The sequence below is a fragment of the Rhizobium sp. AAP116 genome (assembly GCF_001295785.1).
Lineage (GTDB): Bacteria > Pseudomonadota > Alphaproteobacteria > Rhizobiales > Rhizobiaceae > Allorhizobium.
In genome coordinates this window covers 155,937-179,057 of record NZ_LJIB01000026.1, presented here as the reverse complement: position 1 = coordinate 179,057, position 23,121 = coordinate 155,937, and the positions used below count along the sequence as shown (strand labels likewise).

Annotated in this window: 24 protein-coding genes and 1 tRNA gene; 9 read left to right on the top strand and 16 right to left on the bottom strand. The window is 61.3% G+C overall.

Annotated features, from left to right (window positions below; genetic code table 11):
* Positions 1-87: 87 nt before the first annotated feature.
* A complete protein-coding gene (locus tag IP85_RS15570) occupies positions 88-1,350 on the top strand; it encodes a GNAT family N-acetyltransferase (RefSeq protein WP_082347747.1) in 1,263 nt (420 codons plus the stop codon).
* 28 nt (positions 1,351-1,378) lie between these two features.
* On the opposite strand, the gene IP85_RS15565 is transcribed toward IP85_RS15570, so the two are convergent.
* A complete protein-coding gene (locus IP85_RS15565) occupies positions 1,379-3,571 on the bottom strand; it encodes a Wzz/FepE/Etk N-terminal domain-containing protein (protein ID WP_054150588.1) in 2,193 nt (730 codons plus the stop codon).
* A 183-nt stretch (positions 3,572-3,754) separates the two neighbouring features.
* On the opposite strand from IP85_RS15565, the gene IP85_RS15560 reads away from it, so the two are divergent.
* From IP85_RS15560 to IP85_RS22435, 6 genes are all read left to right on the top strand, one after another.
* A complete protein-coding gene (locus IP85_RS15560; RefSeq protein WP_054150587.1) occupies positions 3,755-4,330 on the top strand; it encodes a polysaccharide biosynthesis/export family protein in 576 nt (191 codons plus the stop codon).
* Between the two features lie 3 nt (positions 4,331-4,333).
* A complete protein-coding gene (locus tag IP85_RS15555) occupies positions 4,334-5,476 on the top strand; it encodes a glycosyltransferase family 4 protein (RefSeq protein WP_054150586.1) in 1,143 nt (380 codons plus the stop codon).
* A 109-nt stretch (positions 5,477-5,585) separates the two neighbouring features.
* On the top strand, positions 5,586-7,142 hold the full coding sequence (locus IP85_RS15550; protein ID WP_054150585.1) for an undecaprenyl-phosphate glucose phosphotransferase: 1,557 nt from the start codon (positions 5,586-5,588) through the stop codon (positions 7,140-7,142).
* On the top strand, positions 7,139-8,371 hold the full coding sequence (locus IP85_RS15545; RefSeq protein ID WP_054150584.1) for an O-antigen ligase family protein: 1,233 nt from the start codon (positions 7,139-7,141) through the stop codon (positions 8,369-8,371). The genes IP85_RS15550 and IP85_RS15545 overlap by 4 nt, the downstream gene beginning before the upstream one ends.
* Before the next feature lie 99 nt (positions 8,372-8,470).
* Positions 8,471-8,728 (top strand): hypothetical protein, encoded by a 258-nt coding sequence (locus tag IP85_RS15540; RefSeq protein WP_245280881.1) that lies wholly within the window; start codon positions 8,471-8,473, stop codon positions 8,726-8,728.
* Between the two features lie 77 nt (positions 8,729-8,805).
* Entirely contained in the window at positions 8,806-8,955 is a 150-nt protein-coding gene (locus IP85_RS22435) for a hypothetical protein (protein WP_006727526.1), read from the top strand.
* 17 nt (positions 8,956-8,972) lie between these two features.
* On the opposite strand, the gene IP85_RS15535 is transcribed toward IP85_RS22435, so the two are convergent.
* The 9 genes from IP85_RS15535 to IP85_RS15495 form a co-directional block, all read right to left on the bottom strand.
* Positions 8,973-9,995 (bottom strand): PHB depolymerase family esterase, encoded by a 1,023-nt coding sequence (locus IP85_RS15535; protein ID WP_054150582.1) that lies wholly within the window; start codon positions 9,993-9,995, stop codon positions 8,973-8,975.
* 205 nt (positions 9,996-10,200) lie between these two features.
* Positions 10,201-10,277: transfer RNA gene (locus tag IP85_RS15530), tRNA-Pro, on the bottom strand.
* Positions 10,278-10,398: 121 nt separating this feature from the next.
* Positions 10,399-10,812, bottom strand: a complete 414-nt coding sequence (locus tag IP85_RS15525; protein WP_054150581.1) for a hypothetical protein — start codon at positions 10,810-10,812, stop codon at positions 10,399-10,401.
* Positions 10,813-10,891: 79 nt separating this feature from the next.
* A complete protein-coding gene (locus IP85_RS15520) occupies positions 10,892-11,425 on the bottom strand; it encodes a MerR family transcriptional regulator (protein WP_054150716.1) in 534 nt (177 codons plus the stop codon).
* Between the two features lie 126 nt (positions 11,426-11,551).
* Positions 11,552-11,890 (bottom strand): integration host factor subunit alpha, encoded by a 339-nt coding sequence (locus tag IP85_RS15515; RefSeq protein WP_054150580.1) that lies wholly within the window; start codon positions 11,888-11,890, stop codon positions 11,552-11,554.
* A gap of 108 nt (positions 11,891-11,998) precedes the next feature.
* Positions 11,999-12,970: a beta-ketoacyl-ACP synthase III gene (locus IP85_RS15510; protein WP_054150579.1), complete on the bottom strand. Its 972-nt coding sequence runs from the start codon at positions 12,968-12,970 to the stop codon at positions 11,999-12,001.
* Between the two features lie 16 nt (positions 12,971-12,986).
* Positions 12,987-14,033: a phosphate acyltransferase PlsX gene (gene plsX, locus IP85_RS15505; protein WP_054150578.1), complete on the bottom strand. Its 1,047-nt coding sequence runs from the start codon at positions 14,031-14,033 to the stop codon at positions 12,987-12,989.
* A gap of 101 nt (positions 14,034-14,134) precedes the next feature.
* Positions 14,135-14,695, bottom strand: coding sequence for a DUF177 domain-containing protein (locus IP85_RS15500; protein ID WP_054150577.1), 561 nt, complete (start codon positions 14,693-14,695; stop codon positions 14,135-14,137).
* Between the two features lie 61 nt (positions 14,696-14,756).
* On the bottom strand, positions 14,757-15,296 hold the full coding sequence (locus IP85_RS15495) for a ubiquinol-cytochrome C chaperone family protein (protein ID WP_054150576.1): 540 nt from the start codon (positions 15,294-15,296) through the stop codon (positions 14,757-14,759).
* Between the two features lie 241 nt (positions 15,297-15,537).
* On the opposite strand from IP85_RS15495, the gene IP85_RS15490 reads away from it, so the two are divergent.
* Positions 15,538-16,041: an outer membrane protein assembly factor BamE gene (locus IP85_RS15490; protein WP_054150575.1), complete on the top strand. Its 504-nt coding sequence runs from the start codon at positions 15,538-15,540 to the stop codon at positions 16,039-16,041.
* 97 nt (positions 16,042-16,138) lie between these two features.
* Here the strand turns inward: IP85_RS15490 and IP85_RS15485 are convergent, their stop codons facing one another.
* The 4 genes from IP85_RS15485 to ribH form a co-directional block, all read right to left on the bottom strand.
* Positions 16,139-18,277, bottom strand: a complete 2,139-nt coding sequence (locus tag IP85_RS15485; RefSeq protein WP_054150574.1) for a sodium-translocating pyrophosphatase — start codon at positions 18,275-18,277, stop codon at positions 16,139-16,141.
* A 154-nt stretch (positions 18,278-18,431) separates the two neighbouring features.
* Positions 18,432-19,667: an MFS transporter gene (locus tag IP85_RS15480; RefSeq protein WP_054150573.1), complete on the bottom strand. Its 1,236-nt coding sequence runs from the start codon at positions 19,665-19,667 to the stop codon at positions 18,432-18,434.
* A 10-nt stretch (positions 19,668-19,677) separates the two neighbouring features.
* Positions 19,678-20,157 (bottom strand): transcription antitermination factor NusB, encoded by a 480-nt coding sequence (gene nusB, locus IP85_RS15475; protein WP_054150572.1) that lies wholly within the window; start codon positions 20,155-20,157, stop codon positions 19,678-19,680.
* A 3-nt stretch (positions 20,158-20,160) separates the two neighbouring features.
* Positions 20,161-20,619, bottom strand: a complete 459-nt coding sequence (ribH, locus tag IP85_RS15470) for a 6,7-dimethyl-8-ribityllumazine synthase (RefSeq protein WP_054150571.1) — start codon at positions 20,617-20,619, stop codon at positions 20,161-20,163.
* 328 nt (positions 20,620-20,947) lie between these two features.
* On the opposite strand from ribH, the gene IP85_RS15465 reads away from it, so the two are divergent.
* Positions 20,948-21,310, top strand: coding sequence for a hypothetical protein (locus IP85_RS15465; RefSeq protein WP_054150570.1), 363 nt, complete (start codon positions 20,948-20,950; stop codon positions 21,308-21,310).
* A 235-nt stretch (positions 21,311-21,545) separates the two neighbouring features.
* On the opposite strand, the gene ribD is transcribed toward IP85_RS15465, so the two are convergent.
* Together ribD and nrdR are read right to left on the bottom strand one after the other, a co-directional pair.
* Complete coding sequence (gene ribD / locus IP85_RS15460; protein ID WP_054150569.1) at positions 21,546-22,634, bottom strand: bifunctional diaminohydroxyphosphoribosylaminopyrimidine deaminase/5-amino-6-(5-phosphoribosylamino)uracil reductase RibD; 1,089 nt, start codon at positions 22,632-22,634, stop codon at positions 21,546-21,548.
* Between the two features lie 4 nt (positions 22,635-22,638).
* Entirely contained in the window at positions 22,639-23,115 is a 477-nt protein-coding gene (gene nrdR, locus IP85_RS15455; protein WP_006727509.1) for a transcriptional regulator NrdR, read from the bottom strand.
* Between the last annotated feature and the right edge of the window lie 6 nt (positions 23,116-23,121).

Here is a 23,121-nt window from a genome sequence, read left to right as displayed (position 1 = left end):
GCTGCTCATCTGCGAAACCGATAACCGTTTGTTGGCAGTGTCCGCCTAAGCTCCTGCGCGTCAGTGAAACCGGACAGGATAGGGTACATGCGGGCCCAGATACGCCATGATGCGATGGCATTTGCCGAAGATCTGCCAGATGACGGCGCCACCGTCGAACGCAATCGAACGACCCTCGACAGCCCCGCTGGACGGCTCTCGCTGACGGTTCATCAGCGCATGAAGCCGCTGGAACAGGTCTGGCGGCAGCTCGAGGCCGATCCGTGGAACTCACTGCATCAAGGCTATGACTGGTGCCGCGCCTGGGTCGAGACCCATGGCCATCCGCTTGCCATCGTCGAAGGACGCCTGAACGACGAGACCGCCTTCCTGCTGCCGCTTGAGATCGAACGGCACTATCTCGTGCGCAATGCCCGCTTCATCGGATCCGCCTTCACGAACTTCAACAGCGGCCTGTTCAGCGCCCGCTTCCGATCGGTAGCATCGACGCTTCCCGGCCACGCGCTCGAAACACTGCTGGTCGAAGCGTTGCGTGACCACGCCGACCTGCTAAGCTTGACGAACATCCCCTTCGACTGGCGGGGCGAGCAGCATCCGCTATCGGCTCTGCCGCATATCCGCAACCAGAACGCCTCCTTCCAGCTGCCGCTGTGTGCGACCATGGAAGAGACGATTGCGCCGCTGAATGCCAAGAGCCGCCGCAAGAAGTATCGCGCACAGATCCGCAAGCTGGAAGCCGCAGGCGGATTCGAGCATATCCGCCCGACCAAGCTTGCCGAGCAGCAAGCCCTGCTCGAACGCTTCTTTCAGCAGAAGGCCGCCCGGTTTGCCTCGGGCGGCTTGCCAAACGTCTTCCAGCCTGCGGAGACGCAAGCCTTCTTTCGGATGCTTCTCGAGGTGGATCGCGGCGGAAGCGACGTGCCGCTCGAACTGCATGCCGTTCGCCTGAAGGGCGAGCATGACGGCAAGATCGCCGCCATCACCGGTCTCTCGCGCAAGGGCGATCACGTCATCTGTCAGTTCGGCTCGATCGACGACAGTCTGATGGCGGAGGCGAGCCCCGGCGAACTCCTGTTCTGGTTGGTCATCGAGCGCAGCGCCCTGAACGGTGCTGCCCTGTTCGACTTCGGCATTGGCGATCAGGACTACAAGCGTCGCTGGTGCTCCGTGCAAACCGTCCACCATGATGTCTTGCTGCCTCTGCGCCCTGCAGGTCACCTCGCGGCGATGACGCATCGAAGCCTCACCCGGACGAAAACCTTCATCAAAGGCAATCCGCATCTCTATACGCTCATCCAAAGGATGCGAGCCCAAGGCACGGCTGCGCCGATTGGCAAACCAGAGGATTGATCGTTCCCGGCCCGGAGAACGGCCGATATCAGGCTGCGTCTCTCGCGTGGCGGCTTGGCGGCGTCTTCACCGAAAGCAGAACGAGATCCGAGTAGCCGACATCCTCGAAGGTCACCATGATCTCGGCAAGCTCGTCCGCCCTGGGATCGGGAGCCGAGAGGATGATCTCGTGGCGGCCATTGCGGCTGAGACGGGCGACGCTTTCTGCATTCGCAGGACCGCATTCGACCAGAACCAGATCGTAGACGTCAGCGAGTGCATCGACGATCATGGAGAGACGGTCGGCGCCACGCATGGCCTGACGGATATCCGCATTGCCCTGCGGGACGATATCGGCCGTCGAGGAACGATCAGGATGGATGCAATCGGCAAAGGCGGCTTCGCCGGTCAACAGATCCGTGATTCCAGGAAGATCGCGCCAGGACGCCATCAACCGCGTCGGGCAGGCTGATCCCGTCATGTCGACGAGAACCATGCGCTTGCCGCGTTCGGCAAGTTCGCGAGCGAGAGCGACCGTGCCGAGCGAGCCATCGTCGCCCGATGGCGAAATCGCAAAAGCGATCCGCGTTTCCTGCTCGACGAGAAAATTGGCCACGGATGCGATAGAGAACTCGTCATGCTCCTCGACAGTCTCAGCCGCAGGAATCTCGGCAGTGACGACCTGCTCCATCTCCTCGACCAGTTCGGCGTCCGGGGCAACATTCAACAGGCTCGCGGGCGTATCGGCCGAACGCTCGGGCTTGCCCGGATCGGTAGCGGCTTCCTGACGCGGTAGCGCCTCTTCCTCACGACGGACCGCAACGGGAGCCACTGCCCCCGTGGGACGCAAGGCCCGACCGCTGAAAAGTTCGGCAAGCATCACGGCGACGGCCGCGAGAATCATGGTCGACAACGTCGCGACGATCGTAATCGGCAGAACCTTCGGGAAGTTCGGCTCCTGTGGCTCGATCGCGGTGGAAATCACACGCGCATCAGCAGGGCTCGAATCCTTGTCGAGGCGTGACGACGCCTCGCGGTAGCGGGCCAGATAGGTTTCGAGCAGCTGACGCTGGGCGGTCGCCTCGCGTTCCAGTGACTTCAAGCCGACTTCGTCCTCGCCGGCACGGGCCGTGTCAGCCTTCAAGGTATTCAGCTGGGCAAGCAGCTGTGTTTCGCGTTCACGAGCAACGGCGGCTTCATTTTCGAGGCCGGCCGCGACCTTCAGCGATTCGGCCTGTACCTGCTCGCGGATACCCGAAAGCTGGGCACGCAGGGCCTTCATCTGGGGATGACCATCGAGGAGGCGCGTGGAGAGATCGGAAATCTGGGCGCGCAGCTGCGATTCGGCGGCCCTCAGGCGCTGGATCGATTCCGAGCGGGCAACCGCATCCAGCGTTTCGGTCGACCTTCCAGCCTTGATGCTGGCACGCAGGTTTTCAGCGGTTGCTTCGGCATTCGCGCGTTCGCCACGGACCCGGGCGAGTTCCGTCGAGATATCGGAGAGCTGCTTGCTGCTGAACGAGCTCTGATCGGAGCCGAGTGACATCAAGCCCGCCGAGGAGCGATATTCCGCAACCTTCTGCTCGGCCTCGCGGACCTTTTCGCGCAGATTGGCGATCTCCGTCTCCAGCCAGCGGACGGCGTCGGAATTACTGTCGAGCTTGGCTCCGCTCTGCAAGGAGCGATAGACGTCCATCATCGTGTTCGGGACAGCCGCTGCGAGCTTCGGATCCTGCGACGTGAACTCGATCCCGATCACCCGCGATTTGTCGACCTGATAGACGGCGAGCTTTTCCTTGAAGGCGTTGATGACGCGCTCTTCGGGCGGCAGTTCCAGCGGGTTACTCTTCAGTCCAAAGAGCACGAGGAAGTCGGTGACGACGGAAGGGCTGGAGTCCGGATCGAATTCGGTGCGCTCATGCAGCTTGAGGTCCCGGGCCACCTGCTTGATCAGATCGACGGACTGGAGCAGTTGCACCTGGCTTGCGATATTCAGTTCGTCGGGCAAAGGTTCGGCGATCGAGGACGAGGTTCCCGATGCCGAGAAGTTCGGCTCGCGCGGCTCGATCAGAAGTTTTGCATCGCCCTTGTAGGTGGGCGAAATCGCATTGGCACCAACGAAGGCCAGCACCCCGACAAGCGCAGTCGCGGCCAGGATCCTCCCCTTTCGCTCCCACACGGCGCGAAAGAGCTGGGCCAGGTCGATATCGACATCATGTTGATCGCGGTCCACACTCGGCATCACAGACTCCCGGAACATCTTGCCCGCGAAAGTAAAGGATCATGGTAACTCAAGGGTTAACCGTGATGCTCCCAGTTTTTGCGCCTGAATGAGGCAATCCGCCACCAGACGTTTACCCGGCATTAACCCTAACCATTCGATAACAGGCCAACGAATGTGGGTTCAGTGGGAGCGCAGCAGCGCATGGCGATGGTCGGCAAACAGGCGATGGTTCTGATCGCAAGCGTGGTCCTGTCGATCGGCGTTTCGGGCTGCGCGAGTTATCGCCCTGCCCCAAAGGTCTTTCACGAGGCCACGATCCAGCCGTATAGGCTCGACAGCGGCGACCGTCTGCGCGTCACCGTTTTCGAACAACCGAGCCTCACCAACACCTATACCGTTGACCAGGCCGGCTACATCGCCTTCCCGCTCGTTGGTCAGGTCGCGGCTCGCGGTGCGACCCTCACCCAGCTCGAAGGCGCGATCGCCCAGAAGCTCAAGCAGGGGTACCTGCGTGATCCCGACGTCTCGATCGAAGTCGATCGCTACCGGTCCATCTTCGTCATGGGCCAGGTCGGGCAACCGGGGCAATACGCCTATGTGCCGGGCATGACGATCCTCAACGCCATCGCCGTCTCCGGCGGCTTCAACAGCCGCGCCAATCAACGGGATGTCGACGTGACCCGCCAGATCAACGGACAGATCATCACAGGCCGCGTGCCGATAACCGACCCGATCCTTGCAGGCGACACCGTCTACGTGCGCGAACGGCTGTTCTGATCGATGGCCGAAGCCCCGTCGCTGCGCATCGTGCATTGCTTTCGGTCGCCGATCGGCGGGATCTTCCGCCATGTCCGCGATCTGGCAGAGTTGCACAGCGCGGCCGGACACAAAGTCGGCATCCTCTGCGACAGCTCGACGGGCGGCGCCCATGAAGACCGGCTCTTCGAGCAGATCATGCCGCATCTTGCGCTCGGCGTCACACGCTTCCCGATCCGGCGTTCCGTCAGTTTGAAGGACATGGCGGCGCTCGGCGAAGCTTACAAACTCATCAAGGAATTGCAGCCGGATATCCTGCATGGTCATGGCGCCAAGGGCGGCGTGATCGCGCGGTTGATCGGCTCACTGCTGCGGGTTCGAAGGTATCGCGTCGCCCGCCTCTATTCACCGCATGGCGGCAGCCTGCATTTCTCGCGGGCAAAACCGTCAGGACAGGCCGTCTTCATGGCCGAGCGCGTTCTGGAGCGGATGACGGAATCGATTTCTTTCGTCTGCGACTACGAGCGCCAGACCTACGAGACGAAGATCGGCAGGCCCCATTGCCAGGTGACGCGGGTCTATAACGGCATCAGCGAGAGGGACTTCGGGCGTATCCCGGTTGAAGCCGAAGGCGTGGATTTCGCCTATATCGGGATGCTGCGCGATCTCAAGGGGCCCGATGTCTTCATCAATGCCTTCGCCGAAGCTGAGCGACTGGCCGGTCGACCGTTGAGCGGGGTGATCGTCGGAGACGGCTCCGACCTCGATCGCTATCGTCGAATTGTCGAACAGAAGGGCCTCAGCCGCCGGATCGGGTTCAGACCCGCCATGCCCATCGCCGAGGCCTTTGCGCTCTCCAACATCATCGTCGTTCCCTCGCGCGCCGAGGCCATGCCCTATATCGTCCTGGAGGCGCTGGCCGCAGAAAAGACGGTTATCGCCTCACGGGTCGGGGGCATTCCCGAGATCCTCGGCCCTGACTGCGAGGCCCTCGTCGAGGCCGGCCGCGCCGACCTCTTCGGCGCCGTGATGGCCAAGGCGCTCACCGATCCGGCCTGGTCGAGGCGAACCATGCCGAGTCCTCAGAGCTTCCGCTCCCGTTTTTCCGCAACCGTGATGGCCAGGGACATCGAAGCGCTTTATCGGGCGCAACTCGCGCGCATTTGACCGCGGCTTGCACTGAAACGGCACAGATCACACCATTTCTGAGGGGATCCTAAAGCGTTTCTTAGGACCTTCGCCGTAGTCTTCCCGCACACACGTGCGAGATCCAGACATGAACAAGGTCGACAAACCCGAGGCATTCGATCTTGACGCATTGCGTCGCGGTCAGACGGCCGGCGACGATCCCCTGCACAAGGTGGAAGGGGAGCGTAAAGCCGAAATCAGCGCATTGGCACGCCAGATCGCGTCACAATATGCGGTGGCCAACTATTCGCCGTCGATCGTGATCGGCCAGCTTCGTTTTCTCGAGTTCTTCAGTCTGTTCGGGATTGCGCTCGGCGCCAACTTCTTCTTCGCATTCGATCCGGGCGCTCACTTCCTCGACACGAGCGTCAGTGCCTTTGTCGGCTCGCTGATGGCATTGCTCTTCATGCAGGCCAGCGATTGCTACCATGTCTCGATTCTGCGTTCGCCGATGGGATCAATGGCGCGGGTACTCGGAAGCTGGATGGCTTCCCTCGGTCTTGTCGCTCTGACGAACTTCCTGTTCATCGACCATGACCCCAATTACCGCAGCATACTCGCCGCATGGTTCGTGCTCGGTGCGATCTATCTCCTGATCGAGCGCAATCTGATCGGGTTTGGCTTTCGGCGCTGGGGACGCAACGGCGTGATGGAGCGCCGAGCGGTGATCGTCGGCGGCGGCAAACCTGCCAAAGACCTGATCCGCGCTCTGGAACAGCAGCCGGAAAACGACATCCGGATCTGCGGTATCTTCGACGATCGTAACTCTGCACGCTCCCCGGACGTGGTTGCCGGTTACCCGAAGCTCGGGACCGTGGCGGAACTCGTCGAATTTGCGCGTCTCGCCCATATCGACATGCTGATCATCTCGCTGCCGCTCAGCGCTGAAGCCCGCATCATGCAGCTCCTGAAGATGCTCTGGGTGCTGCCGGTCGATATCCGCCTCGCCGCCCATTCCAACAATCTGCGCTTCCGGCCTCGCGCCTATTCGCATGTCGGTGCGGTCCCGCTTCTCGACATTCTCGACAAGCCGATCCGTGACTGGGATTCCGTCGCCAAGCGCGCCTTCGACATCTTCTTCAGCGTTCTCGCCCTCATCCTGCTGTGGCCGGTTTTCATTGCCACGGCGATTGCGGTCAAGATGACATCCAAGGGACCGGTCTTCTTCGTGCAGAAGCGTCACGGCTTCAACAACGAGGTGATCAACGTCCTGAAATTCCGGTCGATGTATACGGAAATGAGCGATCCGACGGCCAAGAATGCCGTTACCAAGAACGACCCGCGCGTGACGCCGGTCGGCCGTTTCATCCGCAAGACGTCGATCGACGAGTTGCCGCAGATCTTCAACGTGCTGCGCGGCGATCTCTCGCTGGTCGGCCCCCGTCCCCATGCCATCCTCGGCCAGACCCGCGACAAGACATTCGGCGAAATCGTCGAGGGTTATTTCGCCCGCCACCGGGTCAAGCCCGGCGTCACCGGTTGGGCGCAGATCAACGGCTGGCGCGGCGAAATCGACACCGACGACAAGATCAAGTTCCGCACGGCCTATGACCTCTATTACATCGAAAACTGGTCTCTCTGGTTCGATCTGAAGATCCTGTTCCTGACCCCGCTCAGGCTTCTCAATACCGAGAACGCCTATTGAGTGCCGTCGTCAACCAAGCGAGGCCCTTCAATCCGCAGGCAGCTGCCGTTCAGCTGATGATCTCCTGGATCATGGCGTTTGGCGTCTTCCTGTCGGGCTTCGTCATATCCGAGCCTGCCCCTTATGAACTTCTGATGGTCGGCCAGGTCGCGCTCTGGTTCCTCTTCGGCCTGAAGATCTCGCGCGTCGTCGCGCCCCTGCTCGCTCTGTTGCTGATCTTCAACGTCGGCGGTTTGCTGGCACTGACCATGCTTAGGACCATCCTGACGGAGCAGGTTCTCTACGTGGCAGTGTCGATCTTCCTGGCGCTCACGGCCGTGTTTTATGCTGCGGTCATCGAGGACAGGCCGCAGCGGCTGAAACTGATCTTCCAGGCCTGGGTGGCTGCCGCCATCATCACGGGTATGCTCGGGATTCTCGGCTATTTCCACGCCTTCCCCGGAGCAGAAGTCTTCACGCGCTACGATCGCGCCATGGGTGCCTTCCAGGACCCCAATGTCTTCGGCCCGTTTCTCGTCGCGCCGACACTTTACCTGATGCATGGCATGCTGAAAGGGCGGCTGCTCGAGTCCCCGCTGCGGATTGTCGGTATTCTGATCCTTTCCTTGGCGGTGTTTCTCTCCTTCTCGCGCGCCGCCTGGGGACTGTTTCTCTTCTGCACCGTCGCCCTGGTCTTCGTCATGCTGCTCAAGGAGCGAACCAATGCCTTCCGCCTGAAGATCCTGGTGCTGTCGCTTGCGGCGGTTGTCGCCATGGTCTTGGCGCTCTCGGTCGCTCTGCAGTTCGAGAAGGTGCAGGCGCTGTTCGAGACCCGGACCCAGCTGGTGCAGGAATACGACGGCGGCCACCTGGGGCGCTTCGCACGCCACCGTCTCGGTTTTGAACTGGCGATGGAAAGGCCGCTCGGGATCGGGCCGATGATGTTCGGTCGGATCTTCCCGGAAGACGAACACAATATCTGGCTGAAATCCCTGATGGCCTATGGCTGGATCGGCTTTGTCTCTTACGTGACCCTGATGATCTGGACCGTGTCGATGGGCTTCCGCTACTTGCTGCGCGATAGACCATGGCAACCCTATCTGATGGTCGCCTGGATCGTTCTCGTCGGGCATATCCTGGTCGGCACCGTGATCGATACCGACCACTGGCGGCATTTCTATCTCGTGCTCGGCATCGTCTGGGGCTGCGGCGCTGCCGAATGGCGTCACCAGCGCGCCTTGCGGAACTGACGCAGAAAAGGCCGATTGCGGGCACTGCATTGATTTATTGCCCGCGCACCCCATACTTTACTCATGATCACACCTGCTCAGATACGCGCTGCGCGCGCCATGCTCGACGTCACCATCGACCGATTGTCGCAGGAAAGCGGCGTGCCCGCGCTGCTGATCCTCCAGATCGAAGCCGGGAATGGCTATGACGCCACACCACAGCATTACGCGGCGCTGAAGACCGCGCTCACGGATATGGGCGTCGTCTTTCTGGAGGCGGGCGAAGGCGGCCAAGGTGCAGAAGGACTTCGTCTTGCTGCGCGCGGCAGTGACGACGGTATGCGCCCCGAAGAACTCACCGCCGCCAACGACGATTGAGTTTTTCCAATATGGCGATGGAACAATAACCGGCGCCCAGACTTTCCCTGTCCGACATCATCAGACAGGAGAATTTCATGAGCCGGAACAATGGCCTCTACCTCATCATCGGTGCACTCGTGGTCGCCGTCATCGGCCTTGGCATCTATGTCTACCAGGAAGAGCAGAAGCCTGACGGCGTCGAACTCCGCATCGGCGAGAGCGGCGTTTCGATCGAGGAAAACTGAGCAACGGCCTCAGCGGCTCAAATTCGGCCTGGCCGAATGAAGGTTTCGTAGAACTGCTGGGGGGCGCCGATGGCGCCCTCAAGCATGTAGGCCTGGCGCTCAGAGCCGGCGCGTCGCGCGATGACGGGCAGGCCATGGTCCAGGGCATCAAGTAGGCGATACTCCACCAGCCGTCTGCCATTCTCATCCTTCCAGACGATCATCGATCCTTCCGGCCGGGCTTCACTCTGTCCGGCGAATTCATCAAGCCCATGGAAATCCAGCCATTGGGCGAGCAGCGCCTCGCCATTGCCCGGCGACACCACCCGATCCGCCCTGCCCTGCCAGATCGCCACGGCTGGTTTGCGGCTGGACACGTCTCCTGCCGCACTCCGTGCCAGGTCACCCCATTCCCGTCTGCTGCGGCGAGGACCTGATTTCATCACTGAAAGTGCCGACATGGCGTCGCGGGCCGCGCCAAAGGGGAGCCCACCCACCACCTGACCGGCGGCAAAGAGATGCGGATATGTGACGAGGAGCGCATTGGCCATGGCACCGCCCGCCGACAGCCCCTGGATGAAGACCCTGCTGTCCGCGATCCCGTGACGCTCGATCGCGTGTTCGATCATCTGGCGGAACGACATCAGCTCACCGCGATCGCGCGCCACCATGCTCGGGCGGAACCAGTTGAAGCAGAGATTGTGATTGTTCTCCTTGGTCTGCTCCGGATAGAGCAGCACGAAACCCTTTTCCCGCGCCATGCGGCTCCAACCGCTGCCACGGTCGAACTGTCTTGCGGTCTGTAGACAGCCATGCAGCACCACCACGAGCGTAGCCGGGTCCCGGCGGGCGGAGGGCACATATTCAAACATCCGCAGTCGTCCGGGATTGCTGCCGAAGGCATGCACCTGCACGAGGCCGGAGCGCGGCGCGCGGGGTTTTGCGACCTTCGGCGGCTCGTAGATCCTGAGCTTCGGCATCGCCTTCTCCAGCCTGCGCTGCAGACGCTTCTGGCTGCGAAGCAGCGCAGAAAGCGGAGACATGGAGAACTTGAAGCGCATCGGATTTCGGCCCCTTTCGAACCTCACCTCTACATAATGCTGCATTGCAGCAAACATAGGACAGAAAACAAAAGAAGCCGAGTAATGTTCACTCTGAGAGGTCTGACCTCCACCTGTCGCCAACAACGAAAAAACCGGGCACCTTGCGGTACCCGGTCTCTCTAACCATGCGTCGAAATCAAGTGATTGATCCCTGAGCATAAAATGGTCGGAATGGCGGGATTCGAACCCACGACCCCTTGACCCCCAGTCAAGTGCGCTACCGGGCTGCGCTACATTCCGTCATCTGCCAATCGTGCTTTTTGGGTCACGAGTGACCCGCTCGACAGCCAGTTTCCTTTAGACAGTCAGCCATTTCTGCGCAAGGGGAAACTCCAGCGGGGAAAAAAAAATGCAAGGATGATCAATTCAGACGTTGCATCAGCGCTCTGATTTCCTCGAAGCGCCGGCGTTCTTCGGGTTCTTCGCTGTTTGCGGCGTAGCAGGTCAGGTCCATGCAGAAGCGCGTGACCTGCAGCGGTTCGGCGTCACGTTCGAATTGACACTCGATCTCGTCAGAAATGTCCTGCGGTTCGCTGTCCATCCGGGTGGAATAGGTGAGCCTTGCTCCTGGCGGATCAAGCTCAGGAAAGGCCTGGACAACGCCGACCTTCAGATCTTTGACCATCAGCATGTTCTTCGCCACGAAGATGCAGGCATCCTCGACGGTAGCCGGTCTGGCCTCGGTGGCGCCAGACGACGTTGCTGCCTGCTGCGCAAGCGCCGGGGCGGCGGCAAGCAGGGAGAGAACTGGGAGTGTAATAAAAAGCCGTTTCATGGAGCCTCGCGCGGGTTGCGTGTCGGTCCTTCAACGCCTCAAGGTCAAGCGGTGTTCCGTTCAAGGGAACGAAGTGTCATCACCGCACCTGATCGAGCAGCCGCTTGCATTCGAGCAGGTCGAAGAGTGCCTCCTGCAAGAGCGCACGGTCTTCCTTGCCGACGGAGCCCTTGCCGACCGAGATTTCCGGTGCGTCATCATTGGCACCGCCACCGAAGCCGAAGAAACGACCGCTGGTGCGCACCTTGGGTCGGCCGACGACCTGGTCCTCGTCGAGATTGACCTTCGGCTCGTCGTTCTTAGAGGCATTGGCGGCAACAAGCGCTTCCATGGTGGCGACATCGCCGGTGGCAACCGCCATGACGAACTTGTTGCCGTTGGTCTTCAGAAGCTTCTGCACGCCCTTGATCGTATAACCCTGATCGTAGAGCAGATGGCGGATGCCCTTAAGCAGTTCGACATCGTCGGGACGATAGTAGCGCCGACCGCCGCCGCGCTTCAGGGGCTTGATCTGCGGAAAGCGGGTTTCCCAGAAGCGCAGGACATGCTGCGGCAGGTCGAGGTCATCAGCGACTTCACTGATCGTGCGGAAAGCATCCGGGCTCTTGTCCAACTGCATCACAGCGCTCCTCGAAGATCACGCGGGCGCGCGACTCGGATCACATTTCAACGGGGTGAGGGCTGGTTTTCAAGCGCTCGATGACCGGCGGCACGATGCTCCACCGATTTTGGTCTTTTCTCAGGCGGCCGGATTGACCGGCTTCTGCTTGGCCTTGCGGGCTATATGAGCGCGAAGAATGCGCTGCTTGAGAACGTTGGACGCCTTGAACGTCATCACCCGACGGGGAGAAATCGGCACTTCCTCGCCGGTCTTCGGATTACGGCCGATTCGCTCGTTCTTGCTGCGAACCTGAAAGGTGGCGAAGGACGAAAGCTTCACGGATTCACCACGCACAATGGCATTGCAAATCTCGTCGATGACCGTTTCCACGAGTTCGGCGGATTCCGTCCGGGAGAGACCGACCTTGCGAAAGACTGATTCTGCCAAATCCGCACGCGTCACTGTCTTTCCGGCCATTGTTCTCGCCCGCCTAAATCAATGATCTTGTTGAATTGGGCAGAGACTATTGCCCTTGGCCGCAACGGTCAAGTGCTTGTCGATGCGCAATTTTTAGGGTTTCAAATGCTACCAGCGCACCAGCACGGCGCCCCAGGTGAAGCCGCCGCCCATGGCCTCGAGCATCACCAGATCTCCCTGCTTGATCCGGCCGTCACTGGCCGCCGTCGCAAGGGCCAGCGGAATGGATGCCGCAGACGTATTTCCATGCTTGTCGACGGTGATCACGACCTTCTCGTCGGGAATGCCGAGCTTCTTCGCCGAGCCGTCGATGATGCGCTTGTTGGCCTGATGCGGGACCAGCCAGTCGATGTCGTCAGCCGTCGTACCGGTCGCCGTGAACGCAGCCTCGATGACGTCGGTGATCATTCCGACGGCATGCTTGAAGACTTCGCGGCCTTCCATGCGCAGATGACCGACCGTGCCTGTGGTCGAGGGACCGCCATCGACATAAAGCTTTTCACGATGGGCGCCGTCCGAGCGCAGGTTCGAGGTCAGAACGCCGCGGTCTGCGACCGTCCCCTCGCCTTCGGCCGCCTCGAGGACCAGCGCGCCAGCACCGTCGCCGAACAGAACGCAGGTCGTGCGGTCGGTCCAATCGAGGATGCGGGAGAAGGTCTCGGCGCCGATGACCAGCACGCGCTTTGCCATGCCGCCGCGGATATAGAGATCAGCCGTCGCCATGGCATAGACGAAGCCGGAACAGACGGCCTGAACGTCGAAGGCGAAGCCGTGATGCATGCCGAGACGGTTCTGGATGTTGACGGCCGTCGCCGGGAAGGTGTTGTCGGGCGTCGAGGTCGCACAGATGATCAGGTCGATGTCGGCAGCCGTCAGACCTGCGCGATCGAGCGCTTCCTGAGCTGCCGCTGCACCCAGCGATGCCGTCGTCTCGCCTTCACCTGCGATGTAGCGCTGCTTGATGCCGGTACGCTGAACAATCCACTCGTCGGAGGTTTCGACCAGGCTTTCGAGATCAGCATTGGTCATAACCCGTTTCGGGAGCGCTGCTCCGAAACCGCGAACTACAGAACGGATCATTGGAGTTTCCTACCTTTCACGCCGCTTCGGGGCCGGCCGGAGACGGGTGCCGCGCGTGATATTTTTTCAAGTCGTTTTCGATCTTCTGGGTGAGACCGTTCCGGGCCATGTCATAGCCCACATCGAGAGCCGCCGCAAAGCCTTCGGCATCCGTGCCGCCATGGCTTTTGATGACGATGCCGTTCAAGCCGAGGAAGACACCGCCATTGACCTTGCGCGGGTCCATCTTCTCGCGCAGGCGATCGAAGGCGCCCTTGGCGAGAATGTAGCCAAGCTTGGCCATCCAGGTGCGCGACATAGCCGCGCGCAGGTATTCGGCGATCTGCTTGGCTGTGCCTTCTGCGGTCTTTAGCGCGATGTTGCCGGTGAAGCCTTCGGTGACGACGACATCGACCGTGCCCTTGCCGAGGTCATCGCCTTCGACGAAGCCATAATAGTCGATCGTGTCGAGGCCGGCCTCGCGAATGAGGCGCCCGGCTTCCTTGACCTCTTCCTGACCCTTGATCTCCTCCACGCCGACATTGAGAAGGCCAACCATGGGCTTCTCGATTTCGAACAGCGCGCGCGCCATGGCGCCGCCCATCACGGCGAAGTCGAGCAATTGCTGCGCATCGGCACCGATGCCGGCACCGACATCGAGCACGATGCTCTCGCCCGACAACGTCGGCCAGATGGCAGCGATCGCCGGGCGCTCGATGGTCGCCATGGTGCGCAGGCAGAATTTCGCCATGGCCATAAGCGCGCCGGTGTTGCCGGCCGAGACGACCACATCGGCCTGGCCGGACTTCACCGCCTCGATCGAGCGCCACATGCTGGAGACGTAGCGGCCGCGACGAAGCGCCTGGCTCGGCTTCTCATCCATGGTGACGGAGATGTCGCAGTGATGGAAGGTCGACTTTTCCTTCAGCTTGGGAAACTGCGCGAGGATCGGCAGGCAGCGTTCCTGCTGGCCGAAGAGAAGGAAGGTTACATCGGGATGACGCTCAAGTGCCTTGGCGGCTCCGGGGATGACGACCTCGGGACCGAAGTCTCCACCCATGACGTCGACAGAAATTCTGATCACTTAGACCTGACCCTTCTTCATCGCTGGTCAGCGATATTTTCGGCCAAAATAGCGCTTTTCACTCGGCACACAACCCACCCGCAGGTGCAGATGGGGGATGATCAGTCCTTTTTCCAGTCTTTCAGGACCGCAAAGGGCGACGGCTTCTTGTCTTCTTCAGCCTTGCTTTCGATGTGTCCGGAGAAGGCAACGCCTTCTTTCTTCGGATAAGGATCGATGTCGAGAGCGGCAAATTCGGCGACAAGCGCGCCGGCGTCGATCGTGTCACCGGTAAACTGCTCGGGGAGGTCGGGACCATCTGGATCGAGCACCATCTCACCGGCGCCATCGAGCACGATGCGGGCAAGCTTGGATCCCTCCGGCACAAAGATCTGGTCGATCTCCTGATCGATCGTCGAGATCACCGGTTCCAGGGTGACGACGCAGGCCTGAACCAGTTCACCGGACACACGTCCCGTTATGCGGACGCCGTCTTTTTTCCAGCGAGCGATCTGCAGATCCGCAGAGAGCTTGCTAACGGCTTCCACCCGCCACAGGTCGGCAAGGCCCGCGCGCTCACGCTCGTCGGCCTCCAAACGCACCCGCACTGGATTGGCCGAGATATGGCCAACCTTTACGAGGTAGCTGAACTCGCGGCTGTCCTTGGTTTCTTTATCTGTCATTTCATTTTCCTCGTTCCCCGTGGGGCCGGTGGCGTGCACACGCGAATGCGAGCGACGCCGATCAGGCGCCCGGGACGGCTAGGCGGGCCATGCCCGTCTCGATTTCGTTTTCATCCAGCGCCGCCAGCGCCTGCTCAGCTGCAAACATCCAGTCGGCCAGCGCCTGCATGGAGGGTGCCGCCTCACCTGCTTCGGGATGAATGTTGCGCTTCAGCGCGGCCGCAAGCGCTTCGCGGTCGTTTTTATCCAGTGCCGCCGCGTAGGACTCCAGTCGCCCATAATACATGCCGGCGAGCTTCTTCATCCGCTTTGGCACGCCGGGATCGCCGACGCCCAGTTCGCGGATGGAGTGATCGACATCCTCAAAGAAGGCGTCGATGATGTTCTGGGCGATCTCCTGGCCGCTGCGCGGGGATTTCGCCGTGCGGCGAAAATAGAGAATCAGCATGATCGTCAACAGCTCGAACCGGCCGATCACGGTGTCCGGAACATTCATGTCGAGATAAAATGCAGGCGTGCGCGCCGCCGCCGTCAAAGCCCCGTACTGGCGCTCGACGATCACCTGATTGTTTCTTTTCTGCCGAAAGAAGCCGAATACCATCCAATTCCACCAAAAAGAGCCGGCCGAAGTGGTGAGCCCGGACGTGGTCGTGTTGCATGATTGCGAAAGCTGGTTTACCGAAGCAGGCGTGAATTGCAATGCCGATATCCGGCACGAATGCCGCATCGCGCGGCAGATTGATCGGTAAATCGGCAGCGCAGGCTTTGCGGCGGCTTTCCCCGGAAAGGCCACAATGCTATGCGCAGAAGCGATGAGGCTCCGTCAGGTGCCATCGACAGTCATGGGAGACGTTTGCGTGAATATCAGGATTTTCAAGTCGGACAGGAAGCTCCTGAGCACGACCGCACTTGCTCTTGCCGTCACCATTGGCCTCTCCGCCTGCCAGACCTCCGAGGTCTTCCATAACGGCTATGTCGTTGACCAGGCAGCGCTCGATCTGGTGCCGGTCGGTTCCAGCCGCGAACAGGTGCTTCTGTCGCTTGGTACGCCGTCGACCACGGCGACCTTCGACGGCGAAGTCTTCTACTACATCTCCCAGAAGCGCACCCGACCGGTCGCCTTCATGAAGCAGCGCCTCGTCGACCAGCAGATCCTGGCGATCTACTTCGACAAGGACGGCGTCGTTGCGCAGCGCGCGAACTACACCCTTCAGGACGGCAAGGTGTTCGACACGATTTCCCGCACGACGCCGACCGGCGGTCGCGATCTCACCTTCCTGCAGCAGCTGCTGGCTGGTGGCGGTGGCGCAGCCAACAGCGTCCGCAATATCCTGAGCAACTACTAAGACCATCCGCCGAGGGAGCTATGCCCTCGGCCCATAGAGACATGAAGAAGACCGCGGAAGTTTCCTTCCGCGGTCTTTTTGTTTTGGCATCTTCGCCTCAGCCCGCGAGAACGGCGAGCAGCAGCAGCGCAACGATGTTGGTGATCTTGATTGCCGGATTGACGGCAGGCCCTGCGGTATCCTTGTAGGGATCGCCGACCGTATCACCGGTGACAGAGGCCTTGTGGGCGTCCGAACCTTTCAGGTGCTTCACGCCATCCTTGTCGATGAAGCCGTCTTCGAAGCTCTTCTTGGCATTGTCCCAGGCACCACCACCGGAGGTCATGGAGATCGCGACGAAGAGGCCGTTGACAATGACGCCGAGCAGCGAGGCGCCAAGCGCAGCAAAGGCGGACGCCTTGGAGCCGGAAATCAGGAGCACGCCGAAATAGACGACGAGCGGCGCCAGAACCGGCAGCAGCGAGGGAATGATCATCTCCTTGATCGCGGCGCGGGTCAGGATATCGACCGCCCGGCCATAATCAGGCTTTTCAGTTCCCTGCATGATGCCCGGCTTTTCGCGGAACTGCCGGCGGACTTCCTCAACGATCGAGCCGGCTGCGCGGCCGACGGCCGTCATGGCGATCCCGCCGAAGAGGTAGGGGATCAGACCGCCGAAGATGAGGCCGGCGACGACATAGGGGTTGGAGAGATCAAAGGAGATCGGTCCCATGTCCGCGAAATACGGATACTGGGCGCTGTTTGCGGCAAAGTAGGCCAGGTCGTTGGAATAGGCGGCAAAGAGCACGAGCGCGCCGAGGCCGGCAGAGCCGATGGCATAACCCTTGGTCACGGCCTTGGTGGTGTTGCCAACGGCATCGAGCGCGTCGGTCGACTTGCGGACTTCAGGCGGCAGATGCGACATTTCGGCGATACCGCCGGCATTGTCGGTCACCGGACCGAAGGCATCGAGGGCGACGATCATGCCGGCGAGGCCGAGCATGGTGGTAACCGCGATCGCCGTGCCGAAGAGACCGGCGAGCTGGTAGGTCGAGATGATGCCGCCAACGATGACGATGGCCGGAAGGGCCGTCGATTCCAGCGAGACCGCCAGACCCTGGATGACATTGGTGCCGTGCCCGGTGACCGAGGCCTGGGCGATCGAGTTGACCGGACGTTTGTTGGTGCCGGTGTAATACTCGGTGATGACGACGATCAGCGCGGTCACCACGAGGCCCAGAACACCGCAGATGAAGAGGTTCATCCCGGTGATGTCCATCCCGGCAACTGTGCCGATGGAACCCCAGCCAATGGTCAGCGAAGTGGCAATGGCGAGACCGGCCACAGACAAGAGCCCGGTGACGATCAGACCCTTGTAGAGGGCGCCCATGATCGAGCCGCTGGTGCCGAGCTTGACGAAGAAGGTGCCGATGATCGAGGTGATGATGCAGGCGCCGCAGATGGCGAGCGGATAGATCATCGCAATATCGAGCACGGCCGAACCGGCAAAGAAGATCGCAGCAAGCACCATGGTGGCAACGACGGAGACCGCATAGGTCTCGAACAGGTCGGCGGCCATGCCTGCGCAGTCGCCGACATTGTCACCGACGTTGTCGGCGATCGTTGCCGGGTTGCGCGGATCGTCTTCGGGAATGCCGGCTTCCACCTTGCCGACGAGGTCCCCACCGACGTCGGCGCCCTTGGTGAAGATACCGCCGCCCAGGCGGGCGAAGATCGAGATTAGCGACGCGCCGAAGCCGAGCGCGACGAGCGCATCGATGACGGCACGCGAGCCGCTTTCATGACCGAGGATTGCGGTCAGGATGTAGAAGTAGATGGAGACGCCGAGCAAAGCGAGGCCCGCGACCAGCATGCCGGTGATGGCGCCGGACTTGAAGGCGATGTCGAGACCGGCCGCCAGACTGTGCGAAGCGGCCTGGGCGGTGCGCACATTGGCACGGACCGAGACATGCATGCCGATGAAGCCGGCAGCCCCCGACAAGACGGCACCGATCAAAAAGCCGATTGCAGCGGTGCCCGAGAGAAGAAGCCAGGTGGCGACGAAGACGACGGCGCCGACGATCGCGATGGTCAGGTATTGCCGAGTGAGGTAAGCCTGAGCACCCTCGCGAATATAGCCTGCAATTTCCTGCATTCGGGCATTGCCCTGATCAGCTGCAAGCACCGAGCGTGTCGCCCAGACCGCGTAGACCACCGACAGCAACCCGCATAAAATTACGCCTAGAAGAACCGTCATTCGCAATACCCTCCCGTATTGCCCGCGCCTCACTCATCGCGGGCCGTGACTCGCAGACTCAGGCCCCCTCCTCCGAGACCTCGTCAACGCGTGGCGAGATTGCGTCGCGCTTTTAGCGGCGTCAAGTACGCATATTTTGCCGTCTCAAGGGAACTCAGGCGGCTTTGCGGGCAGCCGCGCGAAGCTGGAGAACGACCAGCAGGAGGCAGGCGATCGTGATTGGCCAGATCACCAGATTCATGACCGACCATCCGAAGGCGGTGAACACCTTGCCCGAGGAGAAGGACGAAAGTGCTACGGTCGAGAACAGGATGATGTCGTGGAAACCCTGCACCTTGTCGGCCTCGGCCGGACGATAGCTCGAGGCGACGATCGCGGTCGCGCCGATGAAGCCGAAGTTCCAGCCGATGCCCAGGAGAACGAGCGCGCCCCAAAAATTCCAGAGCGCAATGCCCATATGGGCGACGACCGCGCAGGCCATGAGGATCAGCAGGCCGCCCGCAACCACCTTCTCGGCACCGAAGCGGGTGATCAACATGCCGGTGAAGAAGCTCGGCGCGAACATGGCGATGACGTGCCATTGTATGCCGAGCGTCGCCAAGTCGGACGAGAAACCGCAGCCGATGACCATCGCGAGCGGCGCACCGGTCATCATGAAGGTCATCAGGGCATAGGAACTGATGCCGCAGATCATGCCGGTCATGAAGCGTTGGGTCATGACGATTTCGCGCAGCGGGCGCACCGGGCGCACCGGGCCTGATGCTTCCGCCTTCTTGTCGGCAAGGCTCGGCAGCTTCAGGAAGAACAGGACACCGATCGCGCAGAGCAGCAGAGGGACCATGCCGAGGAAGGCGCCGGCAAAGGTCACAGGTGCGAGTGCATCCTTGAACCAGATGGCGATCTGCGGTCCGACGATGGCGGAGATGATACCGGCGGCGAGGATCCAGGAGATTGCCTTACCCTTGTAGAAGCTCGGCGATGCGTCGGCGGCGGCGAAGCGGATCTTCTGGGTGAAGCCCCCGGATATGCCCATGAGCAAAAGCGAGAAGGCAAAGAGCCAGAAGTTCGACTGGATGAGCGAGAAGGCGGCCAGTGCGCTGCCGAGCGCACCCATCAATGCGCCGACCATGAAGCTTTCGCGGCGGCCAAGAACCCTGGAGGCCGCTGCCACCACGATCGCGCCGACGGCCACGCCGATGTTGAAACCCGTCAGCGGAGCGGTCGAGAGCGACTTGTCGGCGCCGAGCATCTGGAAACCGGCGAGACCACCGACAGCAAAGGCGAGCGGCGGTGCAGAGCCGAGGATTGCCTGGGCCACGGCAAGCAGACCGACGTTACGCTTGGCTGTCGAGAATTGTCCGTCCAGCCCTGCTCCCGTCGTCGCGTCCATCTGCCAATTCCTACTTCTGCGCCGGAGCGCGAACCTGCTTTGCAATCCGGTCGAGCACGGCGTTGACCAGCTTCGGCTCGTCTTCGGTGAAGAAGGCCTGCGCGATCTCGACATACTCCGTTACAATAACAGCGATGGGTACATCCTTGCGCTCGATCAATTCGAAGGTGCCGGAACGCAGAATGGCGCGCACGGTGCTATCCATGCGCGACAGTGACCAGTCGTCCTGCAGGGCGCCGCGGATCATCGGGTCGATCTTCGTCTGGTCGCGGACGACACCGGCGACGATCGAGCGGAACCAGGAGGCGTCCGCCTTCAGATAGGTCTCACCGTCGACTTCCTGGCCGAGGCGATGGGCTTCATATTCGGCCACAACCTCAAGCACGCCGGAGCCGGCGATGTCCATCTGATAGAGCGCCTGCACAGCTGCCAAACGAGCTGCACCGCGCTGGTTTGCCGGCTTTACCGGATGCTTGCCTTCGCCCGTCATCACTCAGCCACCCAGCTTCTTCTTCAGGTCGATCATGGACAGGGCTGCGCGCGCCGCAAAGCCGCCCTTGTCCTTTTCGCTACGTTTGACGCGTGCCCAGGCCTGCTCGTCGTTCTCAACGGTCATGATGCCGTTGCCGATCGGCAACGATTCCGAAACAGCGAGATCCATCAGCGCCCGCGAGGACTCGTTGGCAACGATATCGAAATGGTAGGTCTCGCCCCGGATGACCATGCCGAGCGCGACAAAGCCATCATACTGTGTCCCCTCGTCGTCCATGGCATCCAGTGCCATAGCGATCGCCGGCGGGATTTCGAGCGCACCCGGCACCGTGATGACGTCGAAAGTGGCGCCGGCTTCCTTCAGCGCGTGTTTCGCGCCATCCAGGAGAGCGTCCGACATGTCGTCATAGAAGCGTGCCTCGACGATCAGCAAATGCGGCGATGCCGTCTTGTTTCCCATGGGTCTGATCCGATCTTGAATGTGATTGCGGCGCCTGGCCGAACAGAGACGCGGTCAAACCACGCCGTTTCCCGGAAGGCAAGTGTTTTTGCTGATGGCCGGACCTGCGTTCCCGGCACGGCTCATCATGTCAGGCCGATCACGGCTTTGCACCGATTGTTCCACTCTCGCTAATGCAGGCGAAAATCAGGCAACCAGCGTGACAAATGTTTAATGGAATTCAGTAACTTAGAGCCAGGATTTCGCCACAAACCGACACCACCTTCAGCCCTGCAAGCGAGCGACGGAATCCCCCGCCATCGCAAACATCCTTGAAAGGAACAGGAACATGAATCGCTTTGCAACCGTTCTGAGTGCCTCTGCACTGTCGGCCATCGCCTTCGGCGCCGAGAGCTATGCCGCCATGCCTTCTGCAGCCGGCATGTCCGGCAGCAGGATCGAAAGCACCATCCAGACCATGTCGTCCAAGGCCTTCAACGTCGTCCCCCTCGACTCTCTGAAGACCCATGACACGGCGCATGAACGCTTCGCCGCGGTCTCTCCCACCTCGCAGGAAGCCCGACACATTCAGGCAGCGGTGATCGCAAACCGCTCGCTTGCCCAGAAGCTCGAAGGCCAGAAGGTCGAGCTCACCAATATCGTCGGCGCCGATCAGGCTGCCGATGGCGGCGTCACCTTCTACGTCCGCTGATCAACCTCCGCCTCCCCTCCATACCCCACCTTGCCCCCCCCCGTGTCCTAGGACACGGGGCTTTTCGCGCACAATGGAACCTTTCATGGAGCCCACGTGTTTCCGGTCATGAAAGGCGCCCGGAGGCGGTTGCCTCGCAACACGAAAGATGGAGGCACCCCATGGGTCGCGGCATTCTATTCTGGCTGATCGGCGTACCGATCCCCCTGATCATTCTGTTCCTGCTGTTCTTCCGTTAAACCCAGGCAGACGCAGGCAGTCTCTCAAAAATCTGCAGCCGGTCGCTTCCGATCTGTCTCTCGTCGATCTTGACGAAACCGGCAGGCAGGTGGCCGGCTGAAATCGGCGAAGGAATACCGCCTTCCCCGATCGTCACCGCGGAATCGTAGAGTTCGATCCGGTCGACCACTCCGCGCGCCAACATGTCGGTCGCGACACGAGCGCCACCTTCCACCATCAGTGACGAGACACCACGCCGCGCAAGCAGCGCCAGCAGTCCCTCAACATCCGGAACCTCCGACACTTCGACACCCATGCTGACCAGCGCGGCGCGATTGCCTGTTGCGCCGGGTGCCACGGCGAGGAGAACGGGGACGTCCTGGGCCGTCTTGGAAAGCTTGGATGCCACCGGTAGTTCCGCCTTGCGATCAAGCACGATCCTGAGCGGCGAAGCGCTTTCGAGACCCGGCAACCGGACCGTCAATTCGGGATCGTCGGCAAGCGCGGTGCCGATGCCGACCAGGATAGCATCGCACTGCGCCCTCAGACGATGCACGGCTTCGCGTGCCTCTGGCCCCGTAATCGCGACCTGGCCTGCGCCAACGCGACCGACCATACCATCAGAAGAAACGGCAAGCTTCAGAATCACTTGCGGACGTCCCTTCGTCTGCCGCGTGAGATAGCCTGCCATCGCCCGGCGCGCCTCTTTCTGCAGGATGCCGATGGTCACCTCGATATCGGCATCCGCGAGGATCTTGAGCCCCTGGCCCGAGACACGCGGATCGGGATCAGCAACGGCGACCACGACGCGGGCAATGCCGGCCGCGACGATGGCATTGGCACAGGGCGGGGTCTTGCCATGGTGCGAGCAAGGTTCGAGCGTGACATAGGCGGTCGCCCCCCTCGCCTTCTCGCCGGCTTCGGCAAGCGCCTGGGGTTCGGCATGGGGGCGCCCACCGAGCGCGGTGACGCCACGACCAACGACCTCGCCATCCTTGACGATCACGCATCCGACGGAGGGGTTGGGGCCGGTACGACCGACATGCTTCAGGGAGAGCTCGATTGCCTCCCGCATATGCCGTTCGTCGCGGGCGGTAATGGACACGCCGTCAATCCGCCGTGCTGTCTCTGGAGATCTTGGCGTTGATCTCGGCAATGACGTTCTCGAAGTCTTCGGCATGGCTGAAGTCGCGATAGACCGAGGCGTAGCGCACAAAGGCAACGTCATCGAGGGTCTTCAGGGCTTCGAGCACCTGCAGACCAATTTCTTCCGAGGATATCTCGGTCTCGCCGGAGCTTTCAAGGCGGCGAACGATGCCCGACACGGCACGTTCGATGCGGTCGGCATCGACAGGTCGCTTGCGCAGTGCGATCTGGAAGGACCGCACCAGCTTGTCGCGCGCGAAGGGTGCCTTTCGGCCGGTCTTCTTCAAGACCATCAGCTCGCGCAGCTGCACCCGTTCAAAAGTCGTGAAGCGCCCCCCGCAATCCGGACAGATGCGCCGCCGGCGGATGGAGGTGTTGTCCTCCGCCGGTCGCGAGTCCTTGACCTGGGTTTCATCCGATCCGCAGAAGGGGCAGCGCATCAGCCT